The sequence below is a fragment of the Okeania sp. KiyG1 genome (assembly GCF_014132355.1).
Classification (GTDB): domain Bacteria; phylum Cyanobacteriota; class Cyanobacteriia; order Cyanobacteriales; family Microcoleaceae; genus Okeania.
The window spans coordinates 1-20,253 of record NZ_BLZO01000154.1; the positions used below are offsets into that span (position 1 = coordinate 1).

The 20,253-nt window shown below is 40.2% G+C and carries 19 protein-coding genes; 5 read left to right on the top strand and 14 right to left on the bottom strand.

All coding sequences use genetic code 11. From position 1 onward, the window contains the following. Positions 1-115: 115 nt before the first annotated feature. The 10 genes from SAGCYANO_RS35395 to SAGCYANO_RS35440 all read right to left on the bottom strand — a co-directional run bounded on the left by SAGCYANO_RS35395 (position 116) and on the right by SAGCYANO_RS35440 (position 10,771). Entirely contained in the window at positions 116-901 is a 786-nt protein-coding gene (locus SAGCYANO_RS35395) for a hypothetical protein (RefSeq protein ID WP_202224277.1), read from the bottom strand. Between the two features lie 7 nt (positions 902-908). Further along, positions 909-2,726 (bottom strand): type IV secretory system conjugative DNA transfer family protein, encoded by a 1,818-nt coding sequence (locus tag SAGCYANO_RS35400; protein WP_202224228.1) that lies wholly within the window; start codon positions 2,724-2,726, stop codon positions 909-911. Positions 2,727-3,387: 661 nt separating this feature from the next. Further along, a complete protein-coding gene (locus SAGCYANO_RS35405; RefSeq protein ID WP_202224329.1) occupies positions 3,388-3,957 on the bottom strand; it encodes a hypothetical protein in 570 nt (189 codons plus the stop codon). Positions 3,958-3,971: 14 nt separating this feature from the next. After that, positions 3,972-5,774, bottom strand: a complete 1,803-nt coding sequence (locus SAGCYANO_RS35410) for a hypothetical protein (RefSeq protein ID WP_202224230.1) — start codon at positions 5,772-5,774, stop codon at positions 3,972-3,974. After that, positions 5,774-7,408, bottom strand: a complete 1,635-nt coding sequence (locus SAGCYANO_RS35415; protein ID WP_202224330.1) for an ATP-binding protein — start codon at positions 7,406-7,408, stop codon at positions 5,774-5,776. The genes SAGCYANO_RS35410 and SAGCYANO_RS35415 overlap by 1 nt, the downstream gene beginning before the upstream one ends. 19 nt (positions 7,409-7,427) lie before the next feature. Further along, positions 7,428-7,859, bottom strand: a complete 432-nt coding sequence (locus tag SAGCYANO_RS35420) for a DUF6753 family protein (protein WP_202224280.1) — start codon at positions 7,857-7,859, stop codon at positions 7,428-7,430. Between the two features lie 8 nt (positions 7,860-7,867). Beyond that, on the bottom strand, positions 7,868-8,167 hold the full coding sequence (locus SAGCYANO_RS35425; protein ID WP_202224281.1) for a hypothetical protein: 300 nt from the start codon (positions 8,165-8,167) through the stop codon (positions 7,868-7,870). A 24-nt stretch (positions 8,168-8,191) separates the two neighbouring features. Next, on the bottom strand, positions 8,192-8,440 hold the full coding sequence (locus SAGCYANO_RS35430; RefSeq protein ID WP_202224233.1) for a hypothetical protein: 249 nt from the start codon (positions 8,438-8,440) through the stop codon (positions 8,192-8,194). Between the two features lie 24 nt (positions 8,441-8,464). Next, positions 8,465-9,136: a hypothetical protein gene (locus SAGCYANO_RS35435; RefSeq protein WP_202224234.1), complete on the bottom strand. Its 672-nt coding sequence runs from the start codon at positions 9,134-9,136 to the stop codon at positions 8,465-8,467. Between the two features lie 468 nt (positions 9,137-9,604). Beyond that, positions 9,605-10,771, bottom strand: a complete 1,167-nt coding sequence (locus SAGCYANO_RS35440) for a ParM/StbA family protein (RefSeq protein ID WP_202224235.1) — start codon at positions 10,769-10,771, stop codon at positions 9,605-9,607. Positions 10,772-11,303: 532 nt separating this feature from the next. Here SAGCYANO_RS35440 and SAGCYANO_RS35445 point away from each other — a divergent pair. The 4 genes from SAGCYANO_RS35445 to SAGCYANO_RS35460 all read left to right on the top strand — a co-directional run bounded on the left by SAGCYANO_RS35445 (position 11,304) and on the right by SAGCYANO_RS35460 (position 16,872). Continuing rightward, positions 11,304-11,600, top strand: coding sequence for a hypothetical protein (locus tag SAGCYANO_RS35445; protein ID WP_237396987.1), 297 nt, complete (start codon positions 11,304-11,306; stop codon positions 11,598-11,600). Next, positions 11,590-13,620, top strand: coding sequence for a relaxase/mobilization nuclease domain-containing protein (locus tag SAGCYANO_RS35450; protein ID WP_237396988.1), 2,031 nt, complete (start codon positions 11,590-11,592; stop codon positions 13,618-13,620). Before SAGCYANO_RS35445 ends, SAGCYANO_RS35450 begins: the two co-directional genes overlap by 11 nt. A gap of 115 nt (positions 13,621-13,735) precedes the next feature. Continuing rightward, entirely contained in the window at positions 13,736-14,383 is a 648-nt protein-coding gene (locus SAGCYANO_RS35455) for a hypothetical protein (protein ID WP_202224238.1), read from the top strand. A gap of 920 nt (positions 14,384-15,303) precedes the next feature. Further along, entirely contained in the window at positions 15,304-16,872 is a 1,569-nt protein-coding gene (locus tag SAGCYANO_RS35460; protein ID WP_202224239.1) for a reverse transcriptase domain-containing protein, read from the top strand. A gap of 711 nt (positions 16,873-17,583) precedes the next feature. On the opposite strand, the gene SAGCYANO_RS35465 is transcribed toward SAGCYANO_RS35460, so the two are convergent. The 4 genes from SAGCYANO_RS35465 to SAGCYANO_RS35475 form a co-directional block, all read right to left on the bottom strand. Next, a complete protein-coding gene (locus tag SAGCYANO_RS35465) occupies positions 17,584-17,781 on the bottom strand; it encodes a hypothetical protein (RefSeq protein ID WP_202224331.1) in 198 nt (65 codons plus the stop codon). Between the two features lie 91 nt (positions 17,782-17,872). Next, positions 17,873-18,070, bottom strand: a complete 198-nt coding sequence (locus tag SAGCYANO_RS35470) for a hypothetical protein (RefSeq protein ID WP_202224332.1) — start codon at positions 18,068-18,070, stop codon at positions 17,873-17,875. 246 nt (positions 18,071-18,316) lie between these two features. After that, positions 18,317-18,445, bottom strand: coding sequence for a hypothetical protein (locus tag SAGCYANO_RS48480; RefSeq protein WP_255502839.1), 129 nt, complete (start codon positions 18,443-18,445; stop codon positions 18,317-18,319). A gap of 282 nt (positions 18,446-18,727) precedes the next feature. Beyond that, positions 18,728-18,925 carry a hypothetical protein gene (locus SAGCYANO_RS35475; RefSeq protein WP_202224333.1) on the bottom strand — a complete coding sequence of 66 codons (198 nt, stop codon included), beginning with the start codon at positions 18,923-18,925 and terminating at the stop codon, positions 18,728-18,730. Positions 18,926-19,379: 454 nt separating this feature from the next. Here SAGCYANO_RS35475 and mddA point away from each other — a divergent pair, with 454 nt between their 5' ends. Further along, a complete protein-coding gene (gene mddA / locus SAGCYANO_RS35480; protein ID WP_202224334.1) occupies positions 19,380-20,135 on the top strand; it encodes a methanethiol S-methyltransferase in 756 nt (251 codons plus the stop codon). Positions 20,136-20,253: the final 118 nt, after the last annotated feature.

Consider the following 20,253-nt stretch of genomic DNA (forward strand, 5'->3'; position numbering starts at 1 on the left):
ACCATGAATGTTCAGTATATTATTCGCAACAATTGATACTTCATCTATCAGCTTTTCCTGAAAACTAAAATCAATATCATCTAAATTTATATCAATCATAAAATATCTCCTCTTATCAACGACTAATGTTCTTACTAACAGCTTTAGTGGGTTCTGGTGCTTCTAATTGTGGAGCGACTTGATTTTCCAGATGCTCCACATACTCTTTACTCAAACTCGAATTGAAGGATTCTACTTGTTTGTGTGAATCAAACAAAATCTCCATATTCTCCTCTCCCTCTACAGTTAATTTGCGATCGAGGATAGACCAAGTAACAGAATTGCGTTCGCCTTCGAGCCGGATGTCCAGACCCATATTGGAGACAACTCCATAACGGTTCAGAGCAGCAAAAAGGATAGGAACTGCTCGTTGGACTAAGTCTTGTTGTAAAGGATCGTCGTCTATCAGTTCCTCAGTATCCGAAATGCCAGATTCTTCAGGTTCTTCTTTAGGTTCTTCTTTCTCCTTAAATTTATCAGTGGCATTGTTTATAGCCGGATTTGCTGTTATAGGTTTATGATGTGTTTCTGTATCAATAGTATTAACAGTGACTCCACTAGCAGCATCACTACTACTAGCAGTAGAATTCTTATCACCCGAAACTGAAGGAAAAAAATCAATCTGTAGCCAATTTGAGGATGAATTCTCACGCTCATCAAGCAAAGCTTGCCTAGTTTCCTCCCATAATTCCTCAGACATACCCTCAGAAAGACTTTGCTCTTTAATTTGCTCAGAAAACCCGCGATATTGTTGGGCAAAAACAGCCCAGTCATCCCCAAGGGTTTCTAGTGCTGTGGCTGTCAATTCAAATCCCACAGCACGCCGAACAGTATTAGGTATTTCGATGCTTATTTCACTCATAATTTACTTAAATATCTATAGGTAAAGGGTTACTGCGACGCGAACTAATTGTTGCGGAAGATCTTGGATCTTCGGGTAAAGGGAGAAGTTCTTCTGCTAGAGCAATACGCTTATTCATTTCTTCAGCCATGCGCTCATCCAACTCATCATAACTGCTAATTTCTAATCGTTTGAACTCAGAGGCAATTAAGCGAGGTTCTATTTTCTCCTGCCACATCTTTTCGTTTCCCTGAAAGCGTTTTACCTGCTTTAGTGGCAACTTGATTTCGGGTTTGATATGCCAGGGAACGCTGCCCTCTTGAGAGCTTCCGACGGCCGGATTAATAAAAACACAGCTACGCTTAAACTTGAGCAGAACTTCCTTACTCATCAACGGCACGATCTGAATAGACTGATTTTTAGAACGTGACCCCCCCGCAGCACCAGTACCAAAATTATGAGAAACATTTTGAGTAGAGTAGGTGATTTCCGACTCTCCCAAGTATTTGGAAATCTCCTCTGCCGTCTCCACATGGCCGGGATTAAAGAAAAACTTGGTCGCCATGTTCGCCTGTATGATTGTGGCTCCTTCCTTTCCATACCTTTGTTCTAGCTGTTTATTATTCTGGAAACCAATAATAGTACCACACCCCTTAGACCTAAACTCTGCTGCATATTGCGCTACATTGACTTTTATGGTAGGCAACTCATCAAACATCAAAACTAAGCCACTCTGGCGCTGCTTTGCAAAGTTTTGCAAAACAATCATGTGAATAGTTCCTGCCAGTACGGGAGCTAGAGCATCTTGACGGGCAATGTCATTCTCAACCACAAGCATCATACCGTCATCGATGTAGGTCTGAATACTTGAATCACCAATAGTACAGGCCATTAATTGAGGTTGTACCAAAGGCTGTAATAAGTTGTACGCTCCAGCAATAATACCTCCAGTAGTTTTTCCTGCATCCTCCTTAGCTAAAGAAGCTATTTGATTGAATTGATACCAAAGGAAAGGAGAATATTTTTCCCGTTTGCGAGTTGCTTCTAATAGTCTTTTTTCTAAATCAGAAAGCTGGATTAAAGCATAGCACATAGCTAAATCAGGGTAGTCCGTCGCCCGCGCCAGTTGAATTAACGCCTGCAACAGTTGCTGACTGGCGGGTTCAAAAAATGGGTCTCCGCCCGAATTATCTTTGGAGCCATTTTGATATAAAACCTCTGCTAATTGTTTAGCTCCAAAATTATCAGTAGCACTACGAATGAAATCCTTGATAGGATTGATACAACAACTATATGGTTTTCCTGGGGCAAAAACCCTCACATTTTTGTAACCATTCTGCAATGCTTCAGTCGCTACAACCCACTTTTGTTCTCCCTTATAGTCATAGAGAAGAAAACCAAGATTTTGAGCGATCGCTGCTGAGGCCAAAGGATTTAGAACTCCAAAAGTTTTACCACACCCTGCACCTCCGACAACCATTACACCTCGATTGATTGTACACACGGGAATAGTAGGAGGATTGCCAGAAAAGAAAGTGCCGATAGAACTCCGTTTCCTGAGTTTCCAGTCCCCACAGTAGAGGCCAATTTCAGAAACTTTTCGCTTTTTAATTTCGGAACATAATTTACCAATAGCAGAAGCTTTTTCTCCTCTTCCTGCCCAATGTGCGGTGGTGAGCTTTTGTTTCTTGTCGCCACCGAGAAGTTGCATTACTAAAAGTATCCCTCCCATAGTCAGAATTAGAGGTAGATTTTCTCCCCCAAAGACATTGCCAAAGGCGCTGCCTATATCGCCTGCAATATTGTTAGATGGTGGTGGTTGAGTAGTTTGTGCTAAGATTTTCAATTTAGGATTTTCCTCCTGAATAATTAACAATTAATAATTAACAATTAATAACCACCTCTGATCAATAAATAATTAACCAACAATGCAGGGTAGTTTCATTCTTAACTGTGCTATTTTATGTATTAATAAAACAAGGATTTTCAAGGTTTAGGAAATTTATATTTCGCTGTATGGAAATAAATAAATTAATTACAAAAATCTAGAATTAAATGATGATGCCAACAATAAATCATAAGTTATACTATCTTATGATTTTTTTACACTTTTTTAAACAAGTAAATGAGTGAGTAAAGCAGAAACAAACAGAAATATTAGATGAAAAAAATCTAATTAGGCAATGATTTATTTGTTGGTTTTAATTATTGAACAACTGAAGTATCAGCTAAGTATAGCATTACTTTTTATTGGTATTATATAGAATTCGGTTATATAGTATATGTTGATAATTCTATAATTACTTAAATATTTAATCTCCCCCACTCCCCTACTCCCCTACTCCCAACTATACAATAACTATTCAACCGGATTCTATATTACCCCCCCCATGAATCCGCGACTCAATTATTACTTATTAATCTCAATCGAAAAGGGAGGCTTTTTACCTGATTTTTGAAATCAATAATTATTAAATATTTAATCAACAATTATTAATTATTAATTATTAATTACCAATAACACTATTTCTGGTTTCCACAATCTTGTAAACTTGTCCGTCGAAACATTCGGTAATTTGTTGCAGGGTATTGTTTGTGGGATGTGTTTGGAAAAATCGCAAGCAAGGTAGGGAACTTTTAGCAATAACACCATTAGGTGGCTCTTTCAGTAATTGGATTTGAGTAGTATTTTTAGGAAGAAGCGGATTGATATATCGCCTCAAAATAGGTCTATACTCTCCCGGAGTTTCTTCTAGATAGGCAAGATGTAGACATCCAAAATATCCACAAAAAGATGGTGAATTTATCTTAAATAAAGTAAGTTTATTAGTCAGACGAATTGCTTCTAATTGCTTATAAGTGTTCTCGTTAGCCTTTTCGGACGAATTATCAGCAATAATTTGCTTTGCTGTATCTTCAGAAACGACTGTAGTAGCAGGTTTCCAACCACTAATAGCTTGAGCATGGGAGCCACACCCAATAATTCCGAATAATCCACTCAGGATGAGAAATAGAGCAAATCCTTTAATAAAAGGGACTATAAGGTAAATATATTTTTTTGATTGTGAGGGTGTCATGATTTTTCAACAAATTAGTTAGTGGCACAGCTAACTACAGTGCCACCATGAGAGTTGTAATAAGTCCTTACTTTCTGGCCCAATTTCAGTATAGTTAGGCTATTGTCAGCATTTGCTACCCTAGAGTCAATGGGGGTGAACAACCCACCAGCAAAAATTTGAGCAGTTCTTTCAATCAAGCGATCGCCACAAAAATACTTGTCGGTAGTAGGATCGATTTCGCTGCGAGCTAATAGAGCAGCTTCACCAATAATTAGTCGCATCACCTCATCTTGTTTGGATGGGGGAAAAAATTTGTTTAGAGCTGTGGGTGTAGGATGGTTGGATTTTATTAAATTCAAGAGAAATTTTTCACCCCCATCATGCAGAGTAATACTTTCTATTACTTTTTGGTGAGTAGAGTGTAGATGGTATTTGCCAAGAGATTTTCCACAGCGATCGCCCAAACAAGTGATTGGGGGAAAATCAGATTGACTATTGCTATAACCCACGCTTAGAATCTTGATAATTCCTTCTGCCAAAATAGATGGAGAAATTCCACCTGCCACTTCCTCCCCAGTAATGATATTGCCTCGCATTGATATACTTGGTTGCTGCCTTCTCACCTGCTGCTGTGCCAACCGTTGTTGTGTCCGTATAGGCAGCCGATTACTTGGAGGATTACTGCGCAAGCTACCAATAGGAATCATGGCATCTCTCTTATACTCCATGAAAGGTATAGGGCCAATATTGTATGGCGTGCAACCTCCAGTGTTACAGTAACGCAAAAACAAGACAAATTGTGCCGAGTCGTTTGTCTCATCAACCTCCCATAATACCATCTTTGCAAAACCTCCAAATGGAAATCGTCCGGTAGGTTCTAATCCAGGTTTAGCGACGGGTGACAGAACTGCCATTTTAAGTAATCCAGAACCACCATCAACCCACTGCTGCTGGCCGTTAATCCAAGCTTTTCCCTCAAATGGAGACGAGACAGTCGCACCCAGGTTTTCTGGATCGTCAAGTTCTATGTGGGAACAGGACTCTGTATTTTCCGAGGTTTTATTGCACGGGAACTCAAAACCTACCTCCGAACTACCTGTAACAGTCCGCCCCCAATTGGCTTCAGCGGGACCTCTCACAGTGTCAATTCTAGCAATGATGCTAATACTGCTCAAATTCAAAGGATTGGGAAACTGAGAGAGTGGAATATCCGAGATTCCGGGAATGCTGTCTAAACTAAAATTCTCCCAATCAACAAAATTCTTAAGGGGAGTATTTCCCAGGTTTGGGATGCTGCCTATTTTGAGGTTCCCCAATTCGTTCAATTGTATATTGGCAGCAATGGGATTGTTGGCCACAAATTGACCTAAATTTTGTGAAAGTTGGATATCTTCAAATTGAGGATTGTTCTTAAAAAAAGTAGCAAGGGGTTTTATTTGCTTGATTTTGTACTGATCTAAATAGGGAACCCCGGCTGATGAAATGCCATCACCCAAAACTAAATTGCCCAGGGTTTGTTCTCCCATCAGTGGTAATTGGTTCAGAGTTAATTGATTGACATCCACCCCTAAAAAAGCAGATGTTTGTTCTAAAGTAAATTCGGAAGCTCCCAGGGAGGATAAGGAGCCTAATTTGAGTAGTTGGGATGGAGCATCCATACCCTCTATATTAGGCATAGAATTGAATGTCCAGTTCTCTATGTCCGGCATAGCTACTTGCTGCTCCCCCACCTGCTGCACTGTGATAGTATTGGGATTGCTAGAAGCAGTTGTAGTGGTTAGTAGTAGGATTAGCCCAGTAAATCCAGTAAATATGGTTGCTATTTTTAGATTCATTAAATTACTTCGAGTGATTTAGGTTGACGGTTGAGCTTTGTCGTACCTGTCCCCTGGTTTTTCGCTCCAGACTGCTCGAACATTCCTCGATTAATTCGAGCAAAACGAGATGTATCTCTCCCTGAAGTCGGGCGAGCAAAATCGGCATCTTGCTTAATGGCATAAAGTTGATCGCTGATGGCTTTATTAGCTGAAGCAGGCGTGAAATTCTGCCGTTCAGTCAGCAAATCTTCTAAGGAAATTTGGGGTAAATATTTTCGAGGATTGAAGGCTTTTCCTTGTTCCTTTGCACTTTGTACTTGGTGGTGAAAGTTTGTTTCTAGAGTTCTTTCAACGGCCTTACCAATCTCATCCGGAGAACAACCTCGGTACTCATCAAGTAAAATTCGCCATTGTGAATCAGTAAAACGCAAATTGGGACAATATTTGCCTAGATGTATTTGAAAAATTTCATACAACGCTCCATTATGGGGATTGCCCAAAAACCACACATATTTGAAGCGCCGGACTAATTCTGCCGGGAGCAATCCTAATCTGTTGATTGTTGCCAGCATAAACACGGGAGTAGTATGGTCTTGCAGCCAAGACAATAATTCCCCAGTCATCTTGGCCATCGCCCCGCCACTACCGCCAGACTCCCACCCCACAAAGTTTTTCTCAAATTCATCAAAAAATAAGACTACATTGCCAGAATTATCTGCCAAATCTAGGAGGTGCTTGAGATTCTGTAACGATTCTGATACAGTAGAGCCTACAAGTTGGTTGAAGTCTACCGCTATCATCTTTGCTCTGATGCGTTGGGCAATCATCTTTGCCACAAGGGATTTTCCTGTCCCCGGCAATCCCCAAAGCAAGCCACCATTAGGATTGCGTAATTTCCAAGAAGATGCACGAGGATCGAATAGTGATGCTATTTTATCTATATCTTTATCAAGTAAATCCAAGCCAGCAGCCTTGGGTACGTCAGGAGGAGGCAAAATCCTAACACCTTTACCCGCTAATTTTTGTTTAGCATACTCCAAAACCGAATCTGCAAACTCTTCCAGGGTACTAGCTTCACCTACCAACCGATTCAGAACAAGGGTAATCTCGCCTTCTGGCAGTCCCGTACAAGCTTGAAGCAATGGTAAAGGATCGGATTCTTTTTTGAAAGGATGTTCCTGACAGAATTGAGCTACCAACTCCTCAAGTTCTTTGGACGAAGGAAAAGGCTTCTCCAACTGAGGAATTAAGGGATACAAATTCATCGGTATGTCCAAAAGTGCATCAAACAGCACTATAAAAGTTAGGCTGTCCCTCTGTGTTAGGGCATCGTGGGCATTCCGTAGTTGCAGGTCTATGAGAGGATCAACGCTCTGGACGATACCTTCAACCAAGAAAATCCCATCCCGACTAGCGTTACAGATAGTACCAAGAATATTATCCTCAACTGCAGTAGGAGTAGGGGTAATCTTGCCTGAACGAAATTCTTGGACATATTTATATCCGGCATTCCATAGGTATAGGGGCAATTCCATATCCAAACCCCATTGCTCAAACTGCTTAAAAAAGCATTGTCGGTCTGAGGGCGAGACGGCGATCGCCGTTAACGGACTCTCTAGTAGAGGCCAATGTGTATAATGTCTTCTAGTCATCGCAACTTTCTTTGCATAATTATTCAGCTACTTTCTGAGGCTCCGTTTCACGGGGACTTCTCACAAAAATTGCACAAACTCCTCGTGTAGCTTGGATACCATCAATGGCCAGAGTGATACGATCGCGTTTCGCTTCGATTTCGCATTTTCGAGACACCAAGCGATCGCCATTCCATTCAATCAATTGCCGGGCGAATTCCCCCTGCTTTGATTTGGCCCAATTAAGAAGATGATTGTCTGTAGTAGGATTAATGGGGTTTTTACTGCTCAGAAAAGAACTGATGAAAAGACCCAACACTAGGCCAATAATTCCACTTGAAGCAACGATCGCGCTATGCGCTAATTTATGAGTTGCAATTTTGAGGCCCTGTACAGACTTATCTTCTTTATCTTCTGTTTCAGAAGGACTATCAAAACGCTCCGCAACCAACCGTTCTGCCATCCAACTCATTCGTGCCTCTATCTCTGCGGATAAAGCTTGCTGGTAACTTTCTCTTTTGAATCAAATTCAGTTCCAATCCTTTTAAACATATTTGATTCAGCTATTTCAAAGGCAGAACGGATTTCATCAGGTTTGTTGCGTATTACATAGGCTAAATAAGCGTTTGCTGCAATCTGACTGCAAAACGGATCTTCAAGCGCAGAACCACTTTGAGTAAGAAAACTATGGACCCATACTTTTGCTTCTTCTGGTTCGCCATCCAAAAGGTGATTCAAGGCTTTCTGGTTCTGCTCAATCCACTGACTCGGGGTTGACATAAGCTGTTTCTCTTAGTATGGAAATTAGTTAGATTTAGATCCAGATTCAGCCGGGATTTTGTCTCGAAGCTTCTGATACTGTTCGTTGGACAGGTTAAGTGTCTCTTCAGACACATTTAATTTTGCTGCTAATTCTTTCAGATTTTTGGTATTAGTGATCGCTGACTCAATAGAGCTGATATCTTTTTTGAGTTGATTGGCCAAATCATCTAAAGTAACCTTCTTCTGACTTTTTTTAGGGACTTTTAACTTACCCTCAACAAGATTCGGCAACTGTTCAAAAATCTGGTCAAAGGTTTAGTTGTACTGATTGACAAAAAATCTTGCTCGTCGCGCTAACAAACTATTCGCAGTGTCTATAGCTTGTCGAAATGTTAGATTTTTGCGGTCTAATTCAAATAGTACGGGTGTTGCCACTAAAGGAAAATCAGCTACTAATATACAGTGCTTCTCGAACAATTCCCGATACTCAGGCACGTTATTAAGGTAATTCCAATCAGGAGAACTCATTAAGTGCCCCGAATTACGAATCAAAACATGAGGAAGGTTATCATTATGTTCGCTCAAAGATTTTTGAAGCAATTGAATGGAAGACCAACAACCGTCGGTGATGAAAAACTGGATAAATTGGGGTCTGCCTTCAGGAGCTTTTCGAGTTTGAATACTTCCAGTGGTTATTAGCCATTCCAGAAGTGGCTGATATGTGTTACCGGGCAGATTAACTACTATGTAGTCGGGATTGGTCTCGGCCATCTCTAAAATTTTATCCGGTTCCATTGCCCGCCTCAAATCGTCAGAAAATCCAATTGATTCAGAATCATAAAGTTCGGACACATCTTGAACTTCTCGGTCTGAATCTACGGCAATAACAGACTTACCCGTTGATTCAAGATATTCTATACAGGTACGGCACACGAGGGTTTTTCCCACGCCACCCTTAATTCCTCCTACGAGGATGATATATGTCATGCGTTGTTCTCCTTAATCAATATTGAAACTGTTGAATAATTGGACTCCTATTTGTTCGGTCTCAGACAGCGGGATATCGTTGTCTGAGGTAACATTTTGAGGTTCAATTGTAGGTGCAGGAGAGAGAGAATACGAATTAAATTGATTAGTTTGACGGGGTATCAATCCAACTGTCTCTGTGAGGTAATTGATATGGCCTTGTGATATATTGATACAGATTGTGTGGCTAGACGTGTAGCTTCTTCTATGGAGCCATATTTGTATAAACCAAGAGGGGTATGTATTAACTGGAAAGCTTCTATAATTGCGCTGTTTATATCACCTACATACGAACTATCTGAACATAATATATAGGCATAATATAGGGGATCTTTTTTATCAGCGTAGATTGCTCGATTGAGTCTGAGTCTACCTACGGGATCTTGGGTATGAGTCATAATGAGTGAGTATGTAAAATGTTAAAATTTTCTAGACTGGAGTTGGTATAGACTTTTGATTTTGAGAATCGTGGAGGCTTTTTAGTTGGTAGGAGTGGGCAGCATAGGCATCTACTAATCGAAATGCTAGGATATCTCTGCATTCTTCATGTAGATCTAAATTTTTGAATTGAGGAGAAGCTTCGATCAGGTCTTGCCAATCAGTCCCCCAGTAGGTTGAAATGGTAGAAAAGTGTTCCTGCAATCTATGATACAGGTATTTTCCTGCTCCCCCTGCAACGACCACTTCACTTAAGGATTTTGGAACTTGTTTTTGCAGCCATTGACTGATTAACGCCCAATAGTATTGCTGCGCTGTGCGAATGGCAACAATAATTTCATCTTTTTCTCTCTGCTGATTTTGGGGTATTTGTGACATACATAGCTGGTTTAGGATGGGATTATCGGGATTTACGGGATCTCCTAATTGGTAAACTATTTTATTTAATAGTTTTCGGTCAAGACCGGAAGTTAGTTCGATAATCCGGTCTATGAGGCGAAAAAAACCTAAATTGGTGGTATCAGCTTCAATCATCATTCCTCTCTGGTATGTGAGGATACTGGTATTACGGTGTCCGAATACTAGCGTGGTAATGAATCTGCTGCTTTGAATAAGTATTCCTGTATACCTATTCAGGGTAATACCTGCTCCTTCAGGTATGCACATACAATTTAAACCCCGCAAGTTTATAGGCTTACCTGTAAACAAAAATGATTTGGCTTCTTTCTTGATTTGCTCCTTCAGCTTAGATTGATCGTTCCACTCTGACCATGGCAATAAGATGGTCAGGTTAATTGCTAGCCTGAATTTGGTTTGTTCGGCAATAACCCCCAAGACGGCAAGAATTTTGTACAAAGCTGATTCGTATTTGAGAGCTTTTAGGTTGGCCTCGGCTAGCAGGGCAGAAGCCAAGAACCCAATAGCAAAACTACTTTGCTTATTGTCTTTAAGATTTACCCACGCATCATCCTTGCTGGCACTGTTTAGGTTGATACGTTTTGATCGGTATGTGTCTAAGTGCCCATGTTCGCACTCTATGATCTCGGGTTCCATGGTGAGAAAGTTAATGTCTGGTGAATTATCCAAACTCCAGACAACTTTGGTGAGACTACTACCAAGATCGATACAGATGGTGATTGTTTGTGTCTCCTTAGCCACTGTGTACCTCCGCCAATAACTTTGTTGATTTAGTCTCCTTGATACCTCAAAAAAAAATGAATTGGATAGTGTTTATGTTTTTTAATATTGCTAAGTTGAATAACGCAATTGTCAGAGTTTTTCCGATAGCATTTGCTATCGGAAAGAAAAACTAACTATTACATAAAGTTAAGAAGTATATGAAAATTAACAAAAAAATAGAGTGTATTAATTTGTATGAAAATATCGCGTGTGTTTATGAAAATATCGTGTGTGTGTATGAAAAAGTAAGCTAAAAAATAAGCTCGGAAGAAAAAAAAGAAATAATGTGCATAAGTTTGTATAAAAATATCGCGTGTGTGTATAAAAATATCGCTTGTGTGTAAAAGGTAAGACCATATCCTAGTTCGTCTAATACTTTTGCCATTGCTTGCAAGTTTTTTTGAGACCTGTTCTAGGGGTTGCAATTTCTAAAATCAGCGACTAAGTTAAAAACAAGCTCAAGGATTGTGTGAGGTATCTCCTGAATCATGGATGAAATTTAATCTAACTAATGAAAAGAGATTGTCATTTGAGAGTTCGGTTAACGTTCTCCGAGTACAATGTCCTAAAAGCATTGGCAGAAAGGAGTGAAAAGAGTCTTAGCTCGGTAGTTCGAGAAAAGTTGTTCACTCCTAATTGCCTCACAGATTTCATTGAGCAAAGGTTGAAATTTAGGAAACAGCAAGTAGAATTGCAAACTCTACTTCATCTGGTACGAGATTTAATCTCTACTGAAGAGTTTTCCCCCCAAACTCTTAAGGTTGTTCAAGATATTCAATGCTTGTTGGATGAGCATCATGATTGGTAAAGTCACACGAAACACTAAATTTCATAGTGTCGCCAGCTATATATTTGGCAAGCCGGGAGCCGAAGTACTTCTTGAGAATGTGTTTGAAGGCAAGACGGTAGCAGAAAAAGCTGCGGCGATGCAATGGGTGGCGAGTCGTAATAACAGAGTTAAGCGTCCAGCATATCACTTGTCTTTGTCTCCCTCAGCCGGAGATAATTTGAGCCGGGGTGAATGGGCAGCAATTTGTAGCCAAGTTATTGACGATCTAAATCTTGATAAGAACCAGGTGCTGGTAGGTTTGCATAACGATGTAAATTATCCAGGCTCGGAAAAAACGCGCACTCATGCTCATCTATTGATTAATTTGGTGGATGATAATGGCAAGTGTGCTAATACTAGCTGGGATTATTATAAGATTCCCAAAATCTTGCGGACTGTGGAGCGCAAGTATGGTTTGCAAGCTGTTCCAGATATTGGAGAACTTGAAGAGCAGTCAAATACTATCAAGCCAACTAAGCGCAGTATCCGGCAAAAGCTTCAGAATATTATTGATGAAAGCCTAGAACCGGGAAGTTCCTTTGAAGATTTGACTGCTGCGATGGAATCTTTAGGAGTAGAGGTACATCCTACATCACAGGGGTGGTGGATGCGATATGAAGGTATCCCTTTTGCCGGATATCAACTAGGTCGTAAATACACAAAACCCTCTATATTGAAGCGTTTGGAGGTTAAACAGGTGGATGAATCTGAAGATCGGGAGCCAAGGAGTGAGTCAGTAAGTACACCTATTTCGTCAATGAAGGATGTATTTACTGTCGATGAACCCTCTTTGGGCAAAGATTATTCACCTGAATTGAACTCCGAACAGGATGAAACGTCTCAAAATGAGGAACAGTTTAGTTTAGAAAATATAGATGTAGAGGTAGCTCCTGGAAATTTAATCCAGATGATGAAGCAACAGGCAAATCATCTTGAGCAAAGTGACTATATAGATGGCAGGTTCTATGCGGGAATGTTTCTTGATGTGACGGCGCACCTGGCAGAAGTTGTTGAAATTGGCAGAGAAGTTTGGGGCTCGGAGCAGGAGCAAGAGCAAGAGACAGAAACGCAATTGGAGGAGAATTCTCGGCCTTCAGTAGAAAGATCTCAATCTGAGAGTGATGATGATTGGCTCCATGACGAGGAAGCCTTACGTCATTTTGATGAACGGTTAGCTCAAGTAAAAGTTGACACTGAAACCCCAAGCTCCGATGTCCCAACCAACTTTCAGGAAAGTCCTCAAGCTGTAGCAGAGTCATTAAGACAGTTTGTTCGTGTACGGGCCACTGCACATGACTTGAATCAGGATGAGCCTATTGAAACTAACTTAGGTGTCCTCCACTTCAACTCTGACGAGAATACTATTAGTATTACTCAAAACGTTACTGTAGCAAGTTGGGATGAAAATTTACAGGACTGGCAGGCCGATAGCGAGTTATCTGAGGCACATAAAGCCAATGTGGCACGATTGCTTGATAATCAGGCAGTTGATGCTGAAGGATATCAATTTTCTTCAGACGAAAAAGAACGAACCATCACTTATAAACAGGTGCGGTTTCGGGCTGAACAAACCGATGAAGGTTGGCAGATTTCCGATAATTCTCTATCGTCGGAAGAACAAAATCGCATTCTTCAGTTACCTCAAACAGAGTCAGAGTATACCCGAAATGTTGATAGTAAGGATTTAATTGATTACTTCCAACGCCATGCCCCAGAACAGTTTAGGACGGATATTGGCTCTATCCATTGGACGGATACTAATGGAGAGTTTGAACGTGTCTTTGAAATTTCAAAGCAGTCAGACCTATCGTATCAATTAGAAGGATTTGATTTAAAGCAAACCGATGAATGGGGGAACCCCCGTAAGATTTTTAGTGCCTCCATTGAAGCTGACAATTTCGTGCGATGCGATACTTGTGAAATTCCTTCTTCAGATGTGGATGATTTGCTGACACAGGAGTCTCAACATCGGGAAAAAAGGCCAGAAATGGAGCGTTAATTGTATGTATGCGGAATAAGAGGTTTGTGAGACCTAAATAATTTGATAGCTATAGCCCGTGCGCATCTAGAATGCGGAGATTACTTGATATATCCCGCAGAAAAACTCAGCGTGTGTGTCTCAATTTGAAAAAGAAAAATGGAGTAAGTTTATGCAACTACGTTATGAAGGGCAAAACAGCGGTGACTATCCTATAAGCTACCGTCGTCGTCCAGAAACTTTGGAATCAAAACTAAGTAAAGCATTAGGAATGCCTATTGAGAAAGGAGACTTATGGTTGCTTGCGTTTGTTATTGCCGGACTTACCTTTATCGGTATTCAGAATCCAGCAATGATGACTGTGTATTTAATTGTGTGCTTAATTGCACATAGCGTAAAAATGATGATTGATTATTTCCCGCCACTAGGTAAGTTAATCGGTGTAAGATTTAAGGCCCATCATGTAGCAGCACTTGTCTTGATTTGTTGTATGATATTTTCCAGCATAGGGATGCCCGCTCATGCCCTATTATTCGATGCTATTGAGGCAAAGGTGAATGAGATTCTCACAGGCTCGGGTTCGACTGTCGATCCTGCAACAGTTACCCTGATTTTTACTGTGTTGCGGGTGATCGTGATTTTGGGGATATTGGTAGGGGGTATATTTTTGGTATCACAAGCTATGCAGGGTGGGGACTGGAAACCAATTGGCAACATGATGGCTATAGGTGTAGGCTTCGTGTTGGCGATTGAGGTAATGACACAGCTCATACTGGGTGCGTAGCCTTATAATTCAAAACTTTTCTTGTCTGACAGAGAAAGCAAGAAATTTCTTACTTTCTCTTGAAAAAATAGCTATGGAGTTTCTGAATATGGAGAATCAGTCAGATTTTGTCAAAGTCTCTAAAATTTACCAACAAGAGGCATCCATAGGTCCAGTCCCCGCAGATCAATTAGTTCCATGGGGGCTCTTGATTGGCTTGAGCTTCTTCGTCTGTGAAATATTGCTATCTCTGGGATTGGCTGTATGGGGAGCAAGTTCGGTCTGGCTGATTGCCTCCTGGTGGTTCCTGACTGGCAAGAAGAGCTATAGTGCGACTCGTTCCTATTAAGAGCCTCTAGAAACTAGAGGGGTATGAATAGGGTCTAACGAGGCCACGGAGGAAGAGCCTGCAATAAGTGAGGCCACCAAAGAAGAGCCTGTTAGATAACTGAGTTATGGATGCTGGTGAGAATCCAGCCCGCTAAGGGAAAGCGGACTCCCGACCTGGCCACACCGAGCTAGAACTTTTCCACTAACGGAGTGAAGCTGGCATCAGGCCCCAACCAGAGCTAAGGGTGATAGGCACACTGGGGGTAATGGGGAGACGGCATGGGTACATTACGGAATGTCCTGAAAAAGCGTCTTAATTCTCGGCAAGGAGTCACTCCAAAATCTCCTGACCGCACACGATTATCCCCGCGTCAAATTTTATAGCGTTAAACGCATCCCTGGGGATCGTGTAGGCGAATTGGACAGCCCTAAACCGTCATAATAATCTGTAACTCGGAACGAGGAAAAACGTTGAGAGAGTCTCTAGGAAAGGTCGAATAAGAGAGTAGGTGGGAAAGCACGGAAACCTCTCCAACGGGTAGGATGCAAGCGCAAATTGCTTGCAGGGTAATCAGCGTAGTGAAATTTAGTAAGAGAGTACGTTTAGACACATGAACAATCATAGTGAAACCTGGAGCAACCAAAACTGGAAGAAATTCCAGAAAAACCTGTTCCGCCTCCAAAAACGAATCTACAAAGCCATGCAGAATGGAGACACCCGCAAGGTAAAAAGTCTTCAACGTTTGGTGCTGAAATCTCATGCTGCAAGGACGCTGGCTGTAAGACAAGTCTCTCAGCTTAATTCTGGGAAGAAAACTTGTGGGGTCGATGGACAAAAATCCTTAAACTTCAAACAAAGGCTTAACCTAGCTCAAAAGCTAAAAGAAGCAAACCATTGGGAACATGAGGAATTAAGGGAAGTTAAAATCCCTAAGAAAAATGGGAAAATCCGAACATTAAAAATCCCAACCATCGCAGATAGGGCATGGCAATGTCTTGTTAAATATGCCTTAGAACCCGCCCACGAGGCAACATTCCACGCCCGAAGTTACGGCTTCAGACCCGGAAGAGGCGCACAAGACGCACAAAAATACGTCTTCGATAACCTCAAAAGTCAAGCCAAAGGCAAAAGTAAACGGGTAATCGAATTAGACATTGAAAAATGTTTCGACAGAATTAGCCACAAGGCGATTATGACTAAGGTCATTGCCCCCCAACAAATAAAAACGGGGTTATGGAGATGTTTAAAGGCAGGGGTATCGCCAGAATTTCCTGAACAAGGCACACCCCAAGGTGGTGTAGTATCACCACTACTAGCCAACATAGCACTAAACGGTATAGAGGATATCCACCCGTCCGTAAGATATGCGGATGACATGATATTTTTCTTGAAGCCAAAAGATAACGCTGAGAAGATTTTAGAAAAAGTACAGCAGTTCCTAGCAAAACGTGGGATGAATATATCAACAGAGAAGACAAAAATAACACGGGCAACGGCAGGCTTTGACTTCTTGGGATGGCACTTCAAAGTGCAAGGAAACGGGAAATTTCGATGCACCCCCTCAGAGGAAAACTACGAAAAACTCCGCAAGAAGGTTAAAGCCATAGTCAACAACTCTGCATTAGCCACTACCGCCAAAGCGAAAAAGCTAGACCCTATTATTAGAGGTTGGAGAAATTACCACCGTTATTGCAAGATGGACGGGTCAAGGTTTAGTCTATGGCTCTTAAGCTATACAACCTTTAAAAAGTTCTTAAAGGACAAAAACAAAGGTAAAAATGAAGCCAAAAAACTCATAAATCAAGCATTTCCAACGGTAAACTACTCCGAGAACAAGTTCGTCATGGTCAAAGGGACAAAATCTCCTTATGACGGTGACTTACTCTACTGGAGTAAAAGAAATTCCAGCCTATACGATGGTCACACGGCAAAAGCGTTAAAACGGCAAGGTTATAAATGTGGGCACTGCGGATACTACCTAGAAAACAATCAAAAAGTAGAACTGCACCATATCGACGGCAACCACGACAATTGGAAACCTAATAATCTTTTAGCAGTACATGAGTCATGTCACGATTATATCCACATGGGCATCCATGCCAAAAGCCTAAGATTATCTAGGAGCCGTGATGCGGTGAAAGTCGCACGTCCGGTTCTGAAGGAGAGGTGCGAGGGATAATACCCTCCATCGACTCTAACACTGAAGTGATGCAATTTTTATTGGAAAGTAAGTCTATTGAAAAGGTGATTTTTATTTGTTTCAAGACTCAGGTTTATGAAACATATTTAGGGTTGCTGAGTGGTAATGATTTTTAGATTAAGTATTAACGCAAAACATAAGTTTTTCAATTTTACCGAAATATTCTGGTTTAAAACCTTCCCTTGATCGGCGATAATAAATAAAAATTTTCCTGTTCGTAAATCCTTTTCTTTTCAAGGAGAGGTAATTCTAAATTCGCGCATTCTAAATTATAAATTATTGAATTTCAGCTACTTACTATGACTTTTGAGCAACGCCAAAATTTTTCTGGTGTTTTGATTGTCTGAGTATCTCTTCTATATATATTCAGTGGTGATATGCTGTTTTGGGGTTGAATAAAAAGTCATGCGTATGGGCGTGTTGCACCCAATAATAAAATACTATCATGATTTTTTCGAGATGCAAGAGGAAAATCCTTGCCGATTTTTGGTGCTTCATAAAATGCAAATGAATCATCTGTATATCTGTTACCTAATCCTTGTCTGGCTGATGGGGTGAAAAAGTTTGGCGATCGCTACTTCTCGATTTAAGTGCTTCACAGGATGATGGCTTTTCTGGTGTTTTGCTTGTCTGAGTGTCTCTTCTATATATATTCAGTGGTGATATGCTGTTTTGGGGTTGAATAAAAAGTCATGCGTATGGGCGTGTTGCACCCAATAATAAAATACTATCATGATTTTTTTCGAGATGCAAGAGGAAAATCCTTGCCGATTTTTTTGGTGCTTCATAAAATGCAAATGAATCATCTGTATATCTGTTACCTAATCCTTGTCTGGCTGATGGGGTGAAAAGTTTGGCGATCGCTACTTCTCGATTTAAGTGCTTCACAGGATGATGTTTTTTCTGGTGTTTTGCTTGTCTGAGTGTCTCTTCTATATATATTCAGTGGTGATATGCTGTTTTGGGGTTGAATAAAAAGTCATGCGTATGGGCGTGTTGCACCCAATAATAAAATACTATCATGATTTTTTTCGAGATGCAAGAGGAAAATCCTTGCCGATTTTTTTGGTGCTTCATAAAATGCAAATGAATCATCTGTATATCTGTTACCTAATCCTTGTCTGGCTGATGGGGTGAAAAGTTTGGCGATCGCTACTTCTTGATTTAAGTGCTTCACAGGATAATGTTTTCTGAGTATCTCTTCTATATATATTCAGTATATATTCAGTGGCGATATGCTGTTTTGGGGTTGAATAAAAAGTCATGCGTAGGGGCGTATTGCACCCAATAATAAAATAGTATCATAATTTTTTTGGCGATGCAAGGGAAAAATCCTTGCCGATTTTTTTTGAGCTTCACAAAATGCAGATAATTCGTCTGTGTATCCGTGACCTAATCCTTGTCTGGTTGATGGGGTGAAAATTTAGGCGATCGCTACTTCTTGATTTAAGTGTTTCACAGGATGATGTTTTTTCTGTTGCTTTGCTCGTGTGAGTATCTCTTCTATATATTCAGTGACGATATGCTGTTTTGGGGTTGAATAAAAAGTCATCCTTAGGGGCGTGTTACACCCAATAATAAAATAGTATCACGATTTTTTGGGGAACGCAAGGGGGAAATCCTTGCCGATTTTTTTGAGCTTCACAAAATGCAGATAATTCGTCTGTGTATCTGTTACCTAATCCTTGTCTGGCTGATGGGGTGAAAAATTTGGCGATCGCTACTTCTCGATAAGTGCTTTGCAGAATGATGATTTTTCTGGTGCTTTGGTTGTGTTAGTATCTGTTCTATATATATTCAGTGACGATATGCTGTTTTTTAGTTGAATAAAAAGTCATGCGTAGGGGCGTGTTGTACCCAATGATAAAATACTATCATAATTTTTTGGGGAAGGGAAGGGAGAAATCCTTGTCGATTTTTTTTGAGCTTCACAAGATGCAGATAATTCGTTTGTGTATCCGCGACTAAATCCTGTTCTGGCTGATGGGGTGAAAAATTTGGCGATCGCTACTTCTCGATTTAAGTGCTTCACAGGATAATAATTTTTCTGGTGCTTTGGTTGTGTGAGTATCTCTTCTATATATGTTCAGTGGCGATATGCTGTTTTGGGGTTGAATAAAAAGTCATGCGTATGGGCGTGTTCCACCCAATAATAGAATACTATCATGATTTTTTTGGCGATGCAAGGGAGAAATCCTTGCCGATTTTTTTGAGCTTCACAAGATGCAGAAGAATCATCCCTGTATCCGTGACTAAATCCTGTTCTGGCTGATGGGGTGAAAAGTTTTCAGTTCTTTATATTTAACGCTTCACAGAATGATAATTTTTCTGGTGCTTTGGTTTCAATGATATGTAGGCTACTCCTACTGACTCAGTCCTCCTGACTCCTTGAGACAGTCATGCGTATTTGTTGCAAAAATTTTAGTATTTCATATAATCATAGAATTATCAACATAAACTTTTTCTGGAGGTTTTGTAATAGAAAAATGAGTAGAATACTTGCTTTTATTTATGGGATATTTTGTTATCTAATATCAATGATAACTATTCTGTACAGCATTGGTTTTGTCGGCAACTTAATAGTACCAAAAACACTAGATTCCGATTTTGATGGTTCTCTGATTAACGGGATATTAATTGATATTTTATTACTCGGTTTGTTCGGTATTCAACATAGTCTGATGGCTCGTAAAAGTTTTAAGAAATGGTGGACTAAAATTATTCCACATCCGATTGAACGTAGCACTTATGTATTGATGGCAAGTCTGGCATTATTATTGTTATTTTGGCAATGGCATTCTCTTGGTGGAATAATTTGGAATATACAAAATCCGATAGTTTCTAATATTATTTATGGCATTTTTGCTTTGGGGTGGTTAGTTGTGTTAATCAGCACTTTTATGATTAACCATTTTGATTTATTTGGGTTGCGACAAGTATATTTATATTTGCGCGGTCAGGAATATGAATATTTAGGATTTAGAACACCAGGGTTTTACAAATATGTTCGTCATCCGATTATGTTGGGTTTTGTTATTGTTTTTTGGGCAACTCCAACTATGACATTTTCTCATTTGATTTTTGCCCTGGGTACAACAATTTATACGTTAGTGGGAATTAAATTAGAAGAAGTAGATATGATTTCTATTTATGGAGATTTATATCAGGAATATCGGCAGCAAGTTTCTATGTTAATTCCTATCCCCAGGATAAAATTAATTGAGGAGAAGGCTCAGGAATAATTTTTTAGAAGGAAGAAGGAAGAAGGAAGAAGGAAGAAGGGAAAGATGATATAGCGTATTTCATATTAGTAAGGTACATTAAGGGTATTTCATATTAGTAAGGTACATCAAGGGTATT